Source organism: Priestia koreensis, assembly GCF_001274935.1.
Lineage (GTDB): Bacteria > Bacillota > Bacilli > Bacillales > Bacillaceae_H > Bacillus_AG > Bacillus_AG koreensis.
The window spans coordinates 1-14,155 of sequence record NZ_LILC01000012.1; the positions used below are offsets into that span (position 1 = coordinate 1).

The 14,155-nt window shown below is 37.8% G+C and carries 14 protein-coding genes, 1 tRNA gene, 1 rRNA gene, 1 other RNA gene and 1 other annotated feature; of the genes, 12 read left to right on the forward strand and 5 right to left on the reverse strand.

The window, feature by feature from the left end; all coding sequences use genetic code 11:
* Window positions 1-74 (forward strand): 5S ribosomal RNA (gene rrf, locus AMD01_RS25060); the annotation flags it as partial.
* A 16-nt stretch (window positions 75-90) separates the two neighbouring features.
* Here the strand turns inward: rrf and AMD01_RS08925 are convergent.
* On the reverse strand, window positions 91-1,065 hold the full coding sequence (locus AMD01_RS08925) for a YaaC family protein (RefSeq protein WP_053401061.1): 975 nt from the start codon (window positions 1,063-1,065) through the stop codon (window positions 91-93).
* Window positions 1,066-1,175: 110 nt separating this feature from the next.
* Here AMD01_RS08925 and guaB point away from each other — a divergent pair, with 110 nt between their 5' ends.
* The 4 genes from guaB to AMD01_RS08945 all read left to right on the forward strand — a co-directional run bounded on the left by guaB (window position 1,176) and on the right by AMD01_RS08945 (window position 6,070).
* The gene (gene guaB / locus AMD01_RS08930; RefSeq protein ID WP_053401062.1) at window positions 1,176-2,642 is read left to right on the forward strand and encodes an IMP dehydrogenase; all 1,467 of its coding nucleotides are present in this window, start codon (window positions 1,176-1,178) and stop codon (window positions 2,640-2,642) included.
* Between the two features lie 133 nt (window positions 2,643-2,775).
* Window positions 2,776-4,140, forward strand: coding sequence for a serine hydrolase (locus AMD01_RS08935; RefSeq protein WP_053401063.1), 1,365 nt, complete (start codon window positions 2,776-2,778; stop codon window positions 4,138-4,140).
* A gap of 181 nt (window positions 4,141-4,321) precedes the next feature.
* Window positions 4,322-4,535, forward strand: a binding site (T-box leader).
* Window positions 4,536-4,587: 52 nt separating this feature from the next.
* On the forward strand, window positions 4,588-5,868 hold the full coding sequence (gene serS, locus AMD01_RS08940) for a serine--tRNA ligase (RefSeq protein ID WP_053401064.1): 1,281 nt from the start codon (window positions 4,588-4,590) through the stop codon (window positions 5,866-5,868).
* A gap of 109 nt (window positions 5,869-5,977) precedes the next feature.
* A tRNA-Ser gene (locus AMD01_RS08945) sits at window positions 5,978-6,070 on the forward strand.
* A 116-nt stretch (window positions 6,071-6,186) separates the two neighbouring features.
* On the opposite strand, the gene AMD01_RS08950 is transcribed toward AMD01_RS08945, so the two are convergent.
* The 4 genes from AMD01_RS08950 to AMD01_RS08965 form a co-directional block, all read right to left on the reverse strand.
* On the reverse strand, window positions 6,187-6,876 hold the full coding sequence (locus tag AMD01_RS08950; RefSeq protein WP_053401065.1) for a deoxynucleoside kinase: 690 nt from the start codon (window positions 6,874-6,876) through the stop codon (window positions 6,187-6,189).
* Window positions 6,877-7,515, reverse strand: a complete 639-nt coding sequence (locus AMD01_RS08955) for a deoxynucleoside kinase (protein WP_053401066.1) — start codon at window positions 7,513-7,515, stop codon at window positions 6,877-6,879.
* A 157-nt stretch (window positions 7,516-7,672) separates the two neighbouring features.
* Window positions 7,673-8,962 carry a glycoside hydrolase family 18 protein gene (locus AMD01_RS08960; protein ID WP_053401067.1) on the reverse strand — a complete coding sequence of 430 codons (1,290 nt, stop codon included), beginning with the start codon at window positions 8,960-8,962 and terminating at the stop codon, window positions 7,673-7,675.
* Window positions 8,963-9,024: 62 nt separating this feature from the next.
* On the reverse strand, window positions 9,025-9,567 hold the full coding sequence (locus AMD01_RS08965; RefSeq protein ID WP_053401068.1) for a cysteine hydrolase family protein: 543 nt from the start codon (window positions 9,565-9,567) through the stop codon (window positions 9,025-9,027).
* Window positions 9,568-9,664: 97 nt separating this feature from the next.
* On the opposite strand from AMD01_RS08965, the gene tadA reads away from it, so the two are divergent.
* From tadA to AMD01_RS08995, 7 genes are all read left to right on the forward strand, one after another.
* The gene (tadA, locus tag AMD01_RS08970; protein WP_157052672.1) at window positions 9,665-10,156 is read left to right on the forward strand and encodes a tRNA adenosine(34) deaminase TadA; all 492 of its coding nucleotides are present in this window, start codon (window positions 9,665-9,667) and stop codon (window positions 10,154-10,156) included.
* A gap of 94 nt (window positions 10,157-10,250) precedes the next feature.
* An RNA gene (gene ffs, locus AMD01_RS23490) (signal recognition particle sRNA large type) lies at window positions 10,251-10,515 on the forward strand.
* 148 nt (window positions 10,516-10,663) lie between these two features.
* Complete coding sequence (dnaX, locus tag AMD01_RS08975; RefSeq protein ID WP_053401069.1) at window positions 10,664-12,361, forward strand: DNA polymerase III subunit gamma/tau; 1,698 nt, start codon at window positions 10,664-10,666, stop codon at window positions 12,359-12,361.
* Between the two features lie 19 nt (window positions 12,362-12,380).
* Window positions 12,381-12,698, forward strand: a complete 318-nt coding sequence (locus AMD01_RS08980) for a YbaB/EbfC family nucleoid-associated protein (RefSeq protein WP_053401070.1) — start codon at window positions 12,381-12,383, stop codon at window positions 12,696-12,698.
* 3 nt (window positions 12,699-12,701) lie between these two features.
* Window positions 12,702-13,301: a recombination mediator RecR gene (gene recR / locus AMD01_RS08985; RefSeq protein ID WP_053401071.1), complete on the forward strand. Its 600-nt coding sequence runs from the start codon at window positions 12,702-12,704 to the stop codon at window positions 13,299-13,301.
* Window positions 13,302-13,331: 30 nt separating this feature from the next.
* Window positions 13,332-13,553, forward strand: coding sequence for a YaaL family protein (locus AMD01_RS08990; RefSeq protein ID WP_053401072.1), 222 nt, complete (start codon window positions 13,332-13,334; stop codon window positions 13,551-13,553).
* Between the two features lie 99 nt (window positions 13,554-13,652).
* A complete protein-coding gene (locus AMD01_RS08995; protein WP_053401073.1) occupies window positions 13,653-13,916 on the forward strand; it encodes a pro-sigmaK processing inhibitor BofA family protein in 264 nt (87 codons plus the stop codon).
* Window positions 13,917-14,155 lie beyond the last annotated feature (239 nt).

The following is a 14,155-nucleotide window of genomic DNA, read 5'->3' on the forward strand; positions in this document are numbered from 1 at the left end:
AACACGGAAGTTAAGCTCTCGAGCGCCGATGGTAGTTGGGGGTTTCCCCCTGTGAGAGTAGGACATCGCCAGGCACACTTAAAGGGTTAGTCAATTGACTAACCCTTTTTCGTTGTGTTTTAAATAGCTGAGGAGAAGAAACGGAATCTTCTCTTCGGTGATAGATAAAAAGTGGGTAATGAATGGGTAGTCATGAGATGAGTACGTATGTAGTAGCTCATACCACCATTCCGTTTCATAGCGGGAGATCATGCTTAAATTATACAAAACCAAATAGTGACTAAGTGGTTCGGGAAAGAAAGTTGTTCCTTCCCTTTTATTAGGAAAGTACAGTGCATCTTCGTCTAAATGATACATAAAGGGTGAACAACAAGATAAGTTAATACTTTTCTCAAGCAATCTAAATGAAATGCTCTTCTTTTTCTCCTCATTTGCTTGTATACCAAACGTAGCCTTTCCTTTTATATAACTGTGAAATCGTTCTGTATTCATGTGAAACAAATCCAGAAAGAACGTAGGAAACTCAATCTCACGGCGACTCCAATTCGTGTTTATTTTTAACGGTTTTGCAGCTTCCTGATGTAGGGAGGTCATTTCGACTACTTGAGACATTAATGAAGACATGGAATATTTGTTTCCTTCCAAATGTTCCATGTGAAACATTTTGGCACTGATGTGTGAAAATAATCCATTCTTTTGAACTTTTACTTCATCATCTAAAAAATCATAACTTTGCTTCTTCCTTTTACGTGTAGTCACTCCGTGTGCTAGTACGGAGGTGTTATGTGGATATGATGCATCCACTGTGAGCAGGCATGCCTTAAATAACTGAGTCATCCCATAAAACAGTAAAACTGGCTTTATGGAAAGTGGGGAATGTGTGGAAAGTTCATAATAATTTTTAGCATGCTCCAAATAATAAATAAATGGGTAACAGTTCTCGTAACTTTTTTGCTCAGCTTTTTCGAGCTTTTTTCGCTCATAGCAATGAAATAAATATTTTTGTGTATAGGGAGCAGAGAAGTATTTCATATATCCATTCCATGTTTTATTTCGATTATCCATCATACTCATCCTTTTTTAGAATTATCTGATATATCCCCGTTTTATTGACAGTTCTTTATCGAATTGTTAATCTACTAATAATATTTTGTCGCTAAGAGGAGGATTCTATAATGTGGGAAAGCAAATTTGTAAAAGAAGGTTTAACATTTGATGATGTCTTACTAGTTCCAGCGAAATCCGAAGTTCTTCCGAAAGATGCAGATCTTCGTGTCACGCTAACCGAAACATTAAAATTAAATATTCCGTTTATCAGTGCAGGGATGGATACTGTAACAGAAGCGGATATGGCTATTTCGATGGCAAGACAAGGTGGTTTAGGTATTATTCACAAAAATATGTCTATCGAACAGCAAGCCGAGCAAGTTGATAAAGTTAAACGTTCAGAAAGCGGAGTTATTACAGATCCTTTCTTCTTAACACCTGAGCATCAGGTATTTGCTGCAGAACACTTGATGGGGAAATACCGTATTTCAGGTGTCCCAATCGTCAATAACCTAGAAGAACGAAAATTAGTTGGAATCCTCACAAACCGTGATTTGCGTTTTATCCAAGATTATTCCATTACCATTTCAGATGTTATGACAAAGGAAGATCTTGTCACAGCCCCAGTTGGTACCACATTAGAAGAAGCAGAGAAAATCTTACAGAAATATAAAATCGAAAAACTTCCTTTAGTAAATGAAGCTGGCGTACTTGAAGGTTTAATTACGATCAAAGATATTGAAAAAGTAATTGAATTCCCTAACTCAGCTAAAGACGCTCACGGACGCCTTCTAGTAGGTGCAGCAGTTGGTGTAACGGCTGATACAATGGTTCGCGTGGAGAAATTAGTTAAGGCCCATGTAGACGTAATTGTAGTCGATACAGCACATGGTCATTCACAAGGTGTATTAGATACAGTAAGTAAAATTCGCGATGCATATCCTGAATTAAACATCATTGCTGGAAATGTTGCTACTGCTGAAGCAACCAAAGCATTAATTGAAGCAGGAGCAAACGTGATTAAAGTTGGTATTGGACCTGGCTCTATTTGCACAACACGCGTTGTAGCAGGTGTGGGAGTTCCTCAAATCACTGCTGTTTATGATTGTGCAACGGAAGCAAGAAAATACGGTGTCCCAGTAATTGCGGATGGCGGTATTAAATACTCTGGTGATATCGTAAAAGCTTTAGCAGCAGGTGGACATGTTGTTATGTTGGGTAGCTTATTAGCAGGTACAACGGAAAGCCCAGGAGAAACAGAAATCTTCCAAGGACGTCGTTTCAAAGTATATCGTGGAATGGGTTCTGTTGGAGCTATGGAGCAAGGCAGTAAAGACCGTTACTTCCAAGAAGATAATAAAAAGTTTGTTCCAGAAGGTATTGAAGGACGTCTTCCTTACAAAGGACCTTTAAGCGATACGATTTATCAACTACTTGGCGGCTTAAAATCTGGTATGGGTTATTGTGGCACAGCAGATCTTCAGCAGCTAAGAGAAAATGCACAGTTTGTTCGTATGACGGGTGCAGGATTACGTGAAAGTCATCCACATGACGTGCAAATTACAAAAGAATCTCCTAACTATTCATTAAGCTAATCCTTTAAAATCTCCCTTACAAGGGAGATTTTTTTCGTTTTTGTGACTAGATAGGGGACTTCTTCATCTACTCAATTATCAGGTTATATGATAAAATAACGTTTATGTGAAAATGGTTATGGAGGGTATCGGAGTGAAGAAGCAGCTACATAAGTTATTGATCGTGATGTTTGCCGCTTTGCTTTCAGTTAGTGGAGTTTTGATCTCTGCTCAAGGAAAAGCTTATGCAGCAAGTAATGAGCCAGATATTGATGCTAGTGCCGCTATTTTAGTGGAAGCAGACACTGGTCAAATTTTATATGAAAAAAATGCAGATGCTGTATTAGGTATCGCGAGTATGACAAAAATGATGACTGAATATTTAGTTCTTGAATCTATTAAAGCAGGCAAAATGAAGTGGACGGACGAAGTTCCTATTAGTAAATATTCATCCGTTATTTCTCAAGATCGTGGATTATCAAACGTTCCACTTCTAGAAGGGGATAAGTACACGGTAAAAGATTTGTATGAAGCAATGGCTATTTATTCGGCCAACGGAGCGACGATTGCTCTAGCAGAGAAACTAGGAAATGGTTCAGAAGCAAATTTCATTAAATTAATGAATGATGAAGGAAAAAAATTAGGTCTTGAAAGTTATAAATTTGTCAATGCAACGGGTCTAAGTAATTCATTGTTAAAAGGTATGCATCCCAAAGGGACAAAGCCTACTGATGAAAATGTGATGTCTGCACGTGCAACAGCAAAATTAGCTTCTCACCTTATTAAGGATCATCCAGAAGCATTAGAAATTTCAAAGATTCCTAAAAAAGTGTTTGGAAAAGGTACTCATTCTCAAACAGAAATGGCCAATTGGAATTGGATGTTACCTGAATTAACCTTTGAATATAAGGGTGTAGATGGATTAAAAACCGGTCATACGGATTTTGCCGGATACTGCTTTACAGGTACAGCTGTAAAAAATGGCGTTCGTTATATTACGGTTATTATGAGCGGGAAGAAAAATGGTAAACCAGAGATGAATGCTCGTTTTACTCAAACAGCTAAATTGTTGGATTACGGCTTTGATAATTTTAAAATGAAGGAAGTTATTCCTGCTAATACAACAATTAAAGGTCATAAAACGTTGGCTGTAGCAAAGGGTAAAGAAGATAGCGTAGCAATTAAAACATCTAAGCCTCTAAAAGTACTACTAAAAAAGGGTGAGGAAGACAAGTATCAAGTGAAGTTTGATGCCGATTCCAAGCTTGTTGATAAAAATGGCCACTTAATGGCACCGTTCAAAAAAGGCCAGGAAGTAGGCAAAGCTGCACTTGTAGCGAAGGATAATACAACGGCAGATAACTTGTATGGTACGGATCAAAAGGCAGTTCAAGTACCTGTAGTTACAACAAAAGGTGTGGAGAAAGCAAATTGGTTTGCATTATCGATGCAAAGCATTGGCGGCTTTTTCTCAGACGTTTGGACAAGTGCTTCAGACAATGTAAAAGCCTGGTTCTAACCAAAAATAAGCATGCAGCTCAAACTGTGTGCTTATTTTTATTTTCAAGCAATTCATGTTTAGAATGCTCCTTTATCCTGTTGATAGAGTGAAAACCTTACAAGTTCTGTCTAGAAAACGGTATAAAAGCATTGCATCTTGTGAAAACTTGTAGTACATTATGGATATTCAAATGAACAACAATAAAACGATGATAGGAAGTAGTAGCAGTGGATCCATCCTTTAGAGAGCCGGTGGTTGGTGGAAATCGGTGGTTGGGACTTGTGAATCCATCCTGGAGTGAACTACTGAAATTAAGTAAGTAGTTTCGGTGATAACCGTTATTTTTGTAAGAGGAAAGTATAGGATTATACTTTCAATTAGGGTGGCAACGCGGGTAAACTCTCGTCCCTTTCCAGGGGACGGGAGTTTTTTGTGTTTAATCCGATAAAATTAGGAGGTTTTACAATGCTCGATTTAAAATTTTTACGTGCTAATTTTCAAGAAGTAAAAACAAAATTACAGCACCGTGGGGAAGATTTAACTGACCTAAGCCGTTTTGAAGATCTAGATACAAAAAGAAGAGAGCTTATTTCTCAAGGAGAAGAGCTGAAAAGCAAGCGTAATGAAGTTTCTCAGCAAGTAGCAGTATTGAAGCGTGAAAAGAAAGATGCGGATCACCTTATCGCTGAAATGCGTACAGTAGGAGACAAAATTAAAGTTTTAGATGACGAATTAAAAGGTGTAGAAGAACAGTTAGAAGCATTGTTGTTATCTATTCCAAATATTCCTCATGAATCTACACCAGTTGGTGAATCTGAAGATGATAACGTAGAGGTACGTAAATGGGGAGAAGTAAGAGACTTCTCATTTGAACCAAAAGCACACTGGGATTTAGGAACTGATTTAGATATCGTTGATTTTGAACGTGCAGCAAAAGTAACGGGTAGCCGTTTTGTATTTTACAAAGGGTTAGGAGCTCGTTTAGAACGTGCCCTTATTAATTTCATGATGGATTTGCACTATGATGAGCATGGCTATCAAGAAATTCTACCTCCATATATGGTAAACCGTGCAAGCATGACAGGAACAGGTCAGCTTCCGAAGTTCGAAGAAGATGCGTTCTTAATTGAAAAAGAAGATTACTATCTAATCCCAACTGCGGAAGTACCAGTAACGAATCTACATCGTGATGAGATCTTAAGCGTTGATCAACTTCCGATTGCTTATGCGGCATACAGTGCATGTTTCCGTTCAGAAGCGGGTTCCGCGGGTCGTGATACACGTGGATTAATTCGTCAGCATCAGTTCAATAAAGTAGAGCTTGTTCGCTTCGTTAAACCAGAAGATTCTTATGATGAGTTAGAAAAGTTAACAGGCCATGCAGAAAAGGTACTTCAATTGTTAGAGCTTCCTTACCGAGTTCTCAGCATGTGCACAGCGGATCTAGGATTTACTGCTGCGAAGAAATATGACATTGAAGTATGGATTCCAAGCTACGATAGCTACCGTGAAATTTCTTCTTGTTCTAACTTTGAAGGTTTCCAAGCAAGACGTGCTAACATTCGCTTTAGAAGAGAGAAAAATGGTAAACCAGAACATGTTCATACATTAAACGGATCTGGATTAGCGATTGGTCGTACAGTAGCTGCGATTTTAGAAAACTATCAGCAAGAAGATGGTTCTATTGTTATTCCAACTGTATTACGTCCATACATGGGGAACAAAGAGGTTATCAAACTGCCTTAATGAATTTGTTTTAAAAGGGGGAGAAAAAATCTCCCCTCTTTTTTAAAAAAATATAAAAAATAGTGTTGACTCTCTATTTTTTATATGATATATTTAATCATGTCAGAACGGAGGAATACCCAAGTCCGGCTGAAGGGATCGGTCTTGAAAACCGACAGGGGTGTAACAGCCCGCGGGGGTTCGAATCCCCCTTCCTCCTCCATATTTTAATTAGTTAACAACGCGCATAAATTGGAGATATAAAATCGTTACTTCGGTAGCGATTTTTTTAATGTCTAAAATATAGTAAAAGAAGCCCTGACAGCCAGGGCTTCTTTTTTATTTCGTATAAATAGCTGTTCTTCTTTTTAGTTTCTCGCTGTGATGTAAAAAGCGAGAAATCTTTTCAATAATAAGTTCGATCGAGTGATCTTCGTTTAAAATATCATATTCATTAATATTTAAACGTAATACCGGACAAGCATTGAAGTTATTAATCCAATTCTCATAGCGCTCGTGCATTTCCTTCCAATAATCAATTGGCGTTTGTTGCTCCATAGGGCGACCGCGTTTTTGTATACGGCTCACAATATCATCAAAGCTACCTTCTAAATAAATGAGCAGATCAGGGTGAGGGAAATATGGCGTCATCACCATAGCATCAAAAAGGCTTGTGTATGTTTCATAATCAACAGGAGACATGGTGCCTTTTTCATGATGCATCTTCGCAAAAATCCCTGTGTCTTCGTAGATAGAACGATCTTGGACAAAACCGCCACCGTATTCGAAGATTTTCTTTTGTTCCTTAAAACGTTCAGCGAGGAAATAGATTTGTAAATGGAAGCTCCAACGCTCAAAATCAGCATAGAACTTGTCCAAATAAGGATTTGTATCTACTTTTTCAAATGATGTGCGAAATCCTAGGGCATTGGCAAGAGCTGTAGTCATTGTTGATTTTCCAACTCCAACCGTTCCGGCAATAGTTAATACAGCATCACTAGGAATATTATATTTTTTTCGTAAATCCATTTATACACGGCTCCTTTGGGTAAGAATGTCATGAATATTGGCAAGAACAACGTCTAGATGTTCACGATATTGAACAAAATCTATCACATCACCGTTCAAGCGCAATACCGTTACATCTGGATTTTCTTGTTCAAATTTATTCATTGCTACTTCATAATCGACCTTCAGCTGGTATAGGTAACCTGGATCAATTTTCTTTTCAATCTCTCGGCCACGTAATTTAATTCTTTTTAATAATGTGTCCAAACTAGCGTTTAGATAAATCACAATGTTTGGCTTTGGCATATCTGAAGTCAAAATGCGATAAATATCAAGGTATTTACCGTACTGAGCATCTTTTAGAGTACGCTGTGCGAAAATCATATTTTTCATAATGTGATAATCGGCAACAACAGGTAGATCTTTCTGCAAGTAAAGGGTTTGAATATCTTCTAGTTGTTTGTAGCGATTGCAGAGAAAAAACATCTCGGTTTGGAAGCTCCATTCCTCAATGTTTTCATAAAATTTTCCTAGGAATGGATTCTCGTCTACAATTTCTTTTAATAAGTGAAATTGGAAATGTTGAGCTATTGATTTTGCTAAGGATGTCTTTCCAACCCCAATGGGGCCTTCGACAGTAATAAAGGGAATCGCTCCCACAATCAGTCCCTCCTCTAATAAAAAAACGCAACTTTAAAACAGACAGATTTTATTTTAACACAGTGGGGGTAGAGACGGGGTAAAATATCAGAAAATAAATAGGGTAAATATGGATAATGAAAACAGACAATACAAGAAGGTATTGTCTGTTGGGAGGTTATACTTTTTTCACGACTTGGAAGTTATCTTCTAGTAGTAGCCAATTTTGAGGGAATGGGAGACCTAGTTTCCAGTAAGCCATTCCTCTTAAGTTCAACTCCTTTAAAAGATTGAACTTTGCTTGTATCGATCGGGCATCTTCAAACCAAACCTCATGCTGCTTTCCTTGTTGATCTCGATAAGTAAAGTGAGGAGCTTGAGCTTCTTGGTCATACTGAATGGCTACATTGTGTTCTGCTGCCAGTTGGATGGCTCGTTGTGGGCTCACTCCTTGGGCCGGCTTTCCACCCTTTTGATAAGGAAGAGTCCAGTCATAGCCATAAAGGTTTTGACCCATTAAAATTTTTGCGGAAGGAATCTCTTTCACTGCATACTCTAAAACATCACGAACAGGATCAATAGGTGATACAGCCATAGGTGGACCACCGCTATATCCCCATTCATAAGTCATAATAATAACGAAGTCTGCTATCTCACCAATTGCCTTATAGTCATGGGCAGCATACCATTGGCCTTTTTGGTTAGCGCTTGTTTTGGGTGCGAGTGCTACTGACATCAGAAGAGATTCCTTATTTAATCGTTCCTTAGCCTTTCGTAAAAAAGCCAAATAAGCCTCTTTATCTTCGGCTTTTAAAAACTCGAAATCCATGTGGATATCCTTAAAGCCTTTCGCTTTAGCTGTCTCGACAATTGTATTAAGCAATTTATCTTGAATGTCTTTATTGTTCAGAATGACTGTTCCTAGTTTGTCACTGAAAGCCCCGTCTTCAATATTGGTGAGAACCATTGAATAGGCTACCTTGTGTTCTTTGGTAATTTCAGCAAAGTTGTTAAGATCAGGTGCTTTTAATGTACCATCTCTCTTTATTTCAAAGTTCGCTGGGCCTAAATAGGTCAAATCAATCGCATTCTGGTCCACCAATTTTTCTATCTCAGGCGTAATTTTACGATTAGATGTTTCGATGTAGCCAAAAAACTCGCCCGGTCGTTGTGGTTTTTGAGGAATAGTTATCTTTTTTCCCGCTTGCAAAGGCTGTGTCACAGGAATTCCATTGGCGTTAGCGATTTTTTGATAGCTTACACCGAATTTTTGACCGATCTTCCAAATAGTATCACCCGGCTGAACAAGATAACTGCTCCCGGTAGTTGGAATGACAATTGCTTGGCCAACCACTAATCGATTGGGATTCGGTAATTGGTTAGCATTTATAATAAGATCGGGAGGTACATTATATAAACGACTAATCGTATAAATAGAATCTTTTGGTTTTACGACGTAAATTTGCATATTTTCCCCTCCAGTGTAATCTCTTTCTGTTGATTATATGAGGAAAGGAAGTTATACATGATTTAATTAAGGGAATCCCTTATCGGTCTTATTGAAGCTTTGAGGACATTTTTCATCATTTTTAAAGCGAATTCGTTATCTTCTTTTACATTTGAGGCAATACAGTCTGAGGGAACGATTAAATTGTATTCTCGCATATAAGCATCATTAGCAGAAAAAAGGACACAGATGTTACCTGCTAGTCCGGTTAAATATAGTGTATCAACGGATAGATTGGATAGAAGAATGGTAAGAGCCGTTCCATAAAAAATGGAGTGTTTTGGCTTGATAAGAAAATAATCATCATCTGTGGGACGCAGTAGATCAATAATATCTTTGCTTTGATCGTTGTAACAATGCTCAATAATTTTAGTAAAATCGGCTTGCCATAGTTGATAATGATCATTTACATAAATAGTTGGACAATTTTTTTTCGTGAGTTCCTTCTTTAAGTGGGCGATGTTTTCAGCAATAATTTTTGCTTGCGTAGATAAAGAACGTCCATATTCAAAATTAAAATCATTAATCATGTCAATAATAATTAAAGCAGATTTCATTTTATGCATTCCTCCATTACAATTAAGAGTAGTCCAAATGGTAACCTTTATAGGTTGTCTAAAGTGAGACAATAATATTTCATTGTAATGATAAGGTGTGAGAAGATTGACAGAAGATGAACGTTATATGATGTTAGCTATAGAGGAAGCAAACAAAGCAGAACAAATATTAGAAGTTCCGATTGGAGCAATTCTCGTACATGATGGAAACGTAATTGCTGCAGCGCATAACTTAAGGGAAACAGAACAGCGATCCGTTGCTCATGCCGAGCTATTAGCAATTGATGAAGCTTGTAAGAACCTTGAAACATGGCGATTAGATGAAAGTACTCTGTACGTGACGCTAGAACCTTGTGCGATGTGTGCCGGAGCAATTGTACTTTCACGAGTGAAAAGAGTAGTGTTTGGTGCTTATGATCCAAAGGGTGGATGTGCAGGAACGCTCATGAATCTTTTACAGTTTGAAAAATTTAATCATCAGGCAGAAGTGGTCGGTGGTGTTTTAGAAGAGGAATGTGGAATGCTTCTGACAAAGTTTTTTCGTTCTTTACGTCAGCGTAAAAAAGAGCAAAAACAGCAGAAAAACCTTTTACAATAACTTACAGCTTCTAAACGTTGCATTTTTTATATAAAAGACTTATACTTGTACTTGCATCACTTCTGATGCAACTTAACTATTGGTATCAATTTTGCCGTGCTAAGCGGGGAGGTAGCGGTGCCCTGTACTCGCAATCCGCTCTAGCGAGGCTGAATTCCTTCTTGAGGTTAGTTCACTTTAGGGTCTGCCTCAAGTAAGTGGTGTTGACGTCTTGGTCCTACGCAATGAGAATCCATGAACCCTGTCAGGTCCGGAAGGAAGCAGCAGTAAGTGGAAAATCTCATGTGCCGTGGGAGTGCCGGGACCGAGCTAACTGCTTGAGTAACGCCTAGGGTGGCTAATCGACGGAAGGTGCACGGCAGTTATAATTTATATAATCAACTTAAGCCTACTCGTTACCGAGTAGGCTTTTTGATATGAGTAGAAGCTTTTATTCCCTTTTGAAAAAAAGGGTTTTAGTACGCTATAATAAAAACATTACTAATAAATGAAAGAGGAGGGGACGTAGTGGTATATCAAGCTTTGTATCGGGTGTATCGACCGCAAAGTTTTGAGGACGTGGTAGGACAACGACATATTGTTCAAACATTACAAAATGCCTTATTGCAGGAAAAGTTCTCCCATGCCTATTTATTTTCAGGTCCACGTGGTACAGGAAAAACGACGGCCGCTAAAATTGTTTCAAAAGCAGTAAACTGTGAACAAGCACCCACTGCAGAACCTTGTAATGAGTGTGCATCTTGTCGTGGAATTATGGATGGATCAATTTCAGATGTTATTGAAATTGATGCAGCTTCCAATAATGGCGTAGATGAAATCAGGGATATTCGTGATAAAGTAAAATATGCACCAAGCTCAGTACGATATAAGGTGTACATAATCGATGAGGTTCATATGCTATCTATAGGAGCTTTTAATGCATTATTAAAAACTCTTGAAGAGCCTCCTCCACATGTCATCTTTATTCTAGCCACTACAGAGCCGCATAAAATCCCTCTTACTATTGTCTCCCGCTGTCAGCGATTTGACTTTAAACGCATTTCACCTGAGGATAGCGTATTTCGTATGAAATCGATTTTATCTTCTGAGGATATTAAAGTAGATGATCAGGCACTATATGAAATTGCTAAAGCTGCAGAAGGTGGAATGAGGGATGCGTTAAGCCTATTAGATCAAGCCATCTCTTATAGTGATGATGTTGTAACATTAGAGGACGTTCTGTTGATTACCGGTGCGGTTTCGCAGGAATTTCTTCTACGTATTACAAAGGCCGTATATGAGAAGAATACAGTAGAGGCTTTAGATGCAATTGATAAACTAATTCAAAACGGCAAAGATCCAAACCGTTTCTTAGAAGATATTATTTACTACTATCGAGACATACTTCTATATCAAACTAATCCTGCATTAGAAAATATGTTTGAAAAAGCAGTGATAAGTGAAGAGTTTAAGAAATTGAGTAATGATCTAGAAATGGATCAAATTTATGAGATCATCCATAAGCTAAATGAAGCACAACAAGAAATGAAGTGGACGAACCATCCGCGTGTATTGCTAGAGGTGTTATTTGTTAAGCTTTGTCAGGAACAAAGAAGAGCCAGTGTACCTGCGTCTTCTGAAACAAATGATCTCACAGAGAAAGTTAAACAACTAGAAATGCAAATTCAACAATTGAAAGAACAAGGAATAAGAGTAGAAGAAGGTATTAAAGAGAGTGCACAAGATAAAAAGCCTACTCGTTCTCCAAGAAGTTCTTACAAAGTACCCACAAACCGAATATATGACATCTTAGGGAAAGCAACCAGGAAAGATCTAGATGCCATTCGACGTAATTGGGCTGAAGTGTTAGAAACGCTTAGGCAGCAAAATAAAGCTTCACATGCAGCTTTGTTATTAAATAGTGAACCTGTTGCAGCATCGTCTGATTCATTTGTGTTAAAATTTAAATATGAAATCCACTGTAAAATGGCTGCTGAAAATAATAATAATGTACGTGATAACCTTGAAAACATTTTATATACTTTAGTAGGTAGTCAGCTTACAATGATTGCTGTTCCTGAGCCAGACTGGGAGCAAATTAGGCAAGGTTTCCTCAAAGGCCAAGAAAGTGAGGGAGGAACATCCTCTTCAAGCGATGAGGAAGATCCTTTAATTGCAGAAGCCAAAAAACTATTTGGTGAAGAGCTTATTGAGGTAGAAGAATAATAATTAGGAGGAACAAACTATGCGTGGTATGGGTAATATGCAAAAAATGATGAAACAAATGCAAAAAATGCAAAAGGATATGCAAAAGGCTCAAGAAGAGCTTTCGCACACAACTTTGGAAGGTACAGCAGGAGGCGGTATGGTAACCGTTCTTGTGAATGGTAACAAAGAAATTATTGAAGTGAAAATTAAAGAAGACGTAGTGGATCCAGAAGATATCGAAATGCTACAAGACCTTGTGATGGCAGCGACAAACGATGCATTGAAAAAAGTAGAAGAAGTGACAAATCAAACAATGGGTCAGTTTACCAAAGGTCTAAACATTCCAGGACTATAAGATATGCATTATCCTGAACCGATCTCAAAACTAATTGATAGTTTTATGAAACTACCAGGAATAGGACCGAAAACAGCTGTTCGTTTGGCCTTTTTTGTCCTTACAATGAAAGAGGATACGGTATTAGATTTCGCAAAAGCGCTTGTAAATGCTAAACGTAACCTAACCTATTGTTCCACATGTGGCCATATTACTGATCAAGATCCGTGCTATATATGTCAGGATACAAGAAGAGACAGAAGTGTAGTCTGTGTCGTTCAAGATCCGAAAGACGTAATTGCCATGGAGAAAATGAAAGAGTATCAAGGACTCTATCATGTTCTTCATGGGGCTATCTCTCCTATGGATGGGATAGGACCTGAGGATATTAATGTCCCAGCTCTTCTAAAGAGGTTACAAGAAGAAGAAGTTATAGAAGAAGTTATTTTAGCAACCAACCCTAATATTGAAGGAGAAGCAACAGCGATGTATATTTCTCGCCTCTTAAAACCAACTGGAATTCGAGTGACGCGCATTGCTCATGGATTACCTGTAGGTGGAGATTTAGAATATGCAGATGAAGTGACTCTTTCAAAAGCGCTCGAGGGAAGAAGAGACGTTTAAGTAATAAAATAGATATGAGGTTAGATATTTATGTTGTTTAAGCGAAAAGGATGGCTACGAAAAGAATTTGATCAAGAGCTATTAAATGGCTTTAATGATACAAAAGCTCACTGGTTGAAACAATCGCGCTATATTGAGCAAAGTGTAGATCCATCTGAAGATGTTCTTGTTAGTATGAAAGTAGCAAAAGCAAAGTACCTTTACCTCTTAAAAGAAGCAAAGCATCGAAATATTTCAAACGGGAAAATGTAGCCAAACATTTTCCCGTTTTTTCTGTTTAAGAAAGTTATGAAAGTTAAATATGGACATACATATAGGTAACAGAAGAAATATTTGAAAGGGGAAACGTGGATGCAACCGATTTTGGTTATTTCAACGATCATAGGATTAATAGTTATTCTGTTGCTTGCTGGCGGTAAAGTAAAACTTTTTGGTTTAGTAGGACAAGTGCTTACCAAATGCGTGATAGGAGCACTATTACTGTTTTTTATCAATACTTTTGGAGCGCAATTTGATATTCATGTACCAATTAACGTATTAACTACAGCAGTTTCAGGTGTTCTGGGACTCTCAGGAATAGGTGCACTTCTTGTTATTAGCCAATTTATCTTGTAAGATAAGGAGACTTTTCAAAAACTTGAAAAGTCTCCTTATTTTTTATAGAAAAAGTGTTGACGTATATATATGATCGTGATATATTATTAAATGTCGCTGAAACACAGCAACAACAACTTTTGAAGGTTGAATAAAACAAGAAAAAAGTTGTTGACAATAGTATTCGAAAGTGATATATTAAAGAGGTCGCTTTTGGGACAAGAGTTCTTTGAAAACTGAACAAAACAAGCAAAACGTCA